Origin of the sequence: Rhizobium sp. SEMIA 4085 (assembly GCF_013004495.1) — a bacterium.
Classification (GTDB): domain Bacteria; phylum Pseudomonadota; class Alphaproteobacteria; order Rhizobiales; family Rhizobiaceae; genus Rhizobium; species Rhizobium gallicum.
Genome location: NZ_JABEPH010000657.1, coordinates 1 through 1,418, shown reverse-complemented (window position 1 = coordinate 1,418; position 1,418 = coordinate 1). Strand labels below are relative to the sequence as shown.

Below are 1,418 nucleotides of genomic sequence, written 5' to 3'. Positions count from 1 at the left end.
GCTGTGGCCGGTGCCGAGACCGTCGTCACGATGCTGCCGCAAGGTACACACGTGCTGACGGCCTGGCCGGACATTCTCGCTTCCATTCCCGCCGGAACGCTGGTGATCGATTGCTCGACCCTCGACGTCGAAAGCGCGCGCAAGGCCCATGCGATGGCCAAGGCAGCAGGTTGTCTTTCGCTCGACGCCCCCGTCTCCGGCGGAACGGGCGGGGCTGCGGCGGGAACGCTGACTTTCATGGCGGGTGGCTCGCAGGAGAGTTTCGCCAAGGCCAAGCCGATCCTTGAAGCCATGGGCAAGAAGATCGTTCACTGTGGTGAAGCGGGCGCTGGGCAGGCGGCCAAGATCTGCAACAATATGATCCTCGGGATTTCGATGATCGGCGTCTGCGAGGCTTTCGTGCTGGCTGAAAAACTCGGCCTTTCACACCAAGCGCTTTTTGATGTTGCATCGACATCGTCCGGTCAGTGCTGGTCCATCAATAGCTATTGCCCGGTGCCGGGACCGGTTCCGACCTCGCCGGCCAACAATGCCTACAAGCCGGGCTTTGCCGCTGCCTTGATGCTGAAGGATCTGCGCCTTTCGCAGGAGGCGGCACTGTTGAGCGGCGCATCGACTCCGCTTGGTGCCGAAGCCGCGCAGCTTTACGCGCTCTTCGAAAAGCAGGGCAATGGCGGAAGGGACTTTTCCGCCATCATCGAGATGTTTCGCAGCAAGGTCTGATCATTTCGCGACGAGCGAAAGATGAAGCTTGCTTGTCTCGCCGAGAAGGATGTCGATCTCGCCCGGCGAACTAAGTTCGATCGCGCCACAGAGGGTACCTGTCGTAATCAGCGCGCCTGCTTTCAGCGAGCTTTCCGGCCGCAACCTGTCATTGGCGTAGCCGACAAGCCAGGTGAGCACGTCGCCCGTCGGATGCTGTGCGGGGGCATCGTAGACCGGCTGGCCGTTGAAGGTGACTTTCATTGGCGTTCCGGTCGCTGTGTCGATGAGTGTTTTCGGCACGGGCGGACCAAGCACATAGCCGCTATTGCCGAGGCGATCGGCAAGGAAAAGCAAAAAGGAAGCCCTGCCGCCTTCTTGAATGGCGGAAACCAGGAGTTCTGCGCCGAGATGGACGGTCGCAACTGCATCGGCGACTTCGGCCCGGCTGTAGCCGCTATCGCGGATGGGCAGATCCGTGCCGAGCCGAATGGCAATCTCCGCTTCAAATTTCATGCCTTCCGCCCAGGGAATTTCGGCGCCGGAAAGGGCTTCGATATAGGGATGAAGCGGCGCAGCCACAGCCTGGTCATCCGGCGAGGTCGCCACTTTCCACGCATTGCTGGTAATGCCTTGCCCGGCGGCGAGGAAATTCTGCGCGTCCATGGCGTGGCGCAGGTCGGTCGGAAGTGCGAAATCGGCAGTCGGCACTTGCT

2 protein-coding genes are annotated in these 1,418 nt (G+C 61.1%); one reads left to right on the top strand and one right to left on the bottom strand.

The genetic code is table 11. The features are described from left to right. Nucleotides 1–723, top strand: a 723-nt coding sequence (gene mmsB / locus C9413_RS32130) for a 3-hydroxyisobutyrate dehydrogenase (RefSeq protein WP_170251560.1), incomplete at its 5' end; no start/stop codon positions are given. Here mmsB and C9413_RS32125 read toward each other — a convergent pair. Further along, on the bottom strand, nucleotides 724–1,418 hold a 695-nt coding region (locus C9413_RS32125; protein ID WP_170251558.1), incomplete at its 5' end, for a fumarylacetoacetate hydrolase family protein.